General features: G+C 30.9%; 1 pseudogene. It reads right to left on the bottom strand.

Annotation, left to right across the window (positions count from 1 at the left end):
• Positions 1-262 precede the first annotated feature (262 nt).
• Positions 263-424, bottom strand: a pseudogene (locus J7R10_RS10130) (GTPase HflX); the annotation flags it as partial.

Raw genomic sequence — 424 nt, 5'->3', positions numbered from 1 at the left:
GGACCGTGGCTGAACAAAATAATATAACCAAATCAAAAATACGCATAACATTGCCGACAAAAAAACAATTAAAGCGTTTTGCGATATTATGCGCATAAACAACCTTTTATCACGCTCAACATTCATCTTATTTCAACCAACAAATATTTCACGTTTTCTATTTAAGAGAAAGGAGTAACTATCCTCTTAACTCAAAGCTATATTATTTAAATATGATATTTTGGATTAGAAAAACGTAAAGATAAAAGAAGTTTCGCTGAGGTCATAGCTTAAAAGAAGTGTTTATACATGTTTTTTTAAGATGATTTAACCGTTTCTTTGCTTCACAAGTAAGAAGTGCTCGGATAGTAACAGAACCATCATCATGACTTTCCTGTTCTATCTTACCAGAATTTTTATAAAACCAATCAATAAGCTGCATTTC

The organism is Bartonella vinsonii subsp. berkhoffii ATCC 51672, from assembly GCF_902825225.1.
GTDB classification, from domain to species: Bacteria; Pseudomonadota; Alphaproteobacteria; order Rhizobiales; family Rhizobiaceae; genus Bartonella; species Bartonella berkhoffii.
The sequence above is the reverse complement of the archived record's forward strand: the minus strand, read 5'-3'. Positions and strand labels throughout refer to the sequence as shown.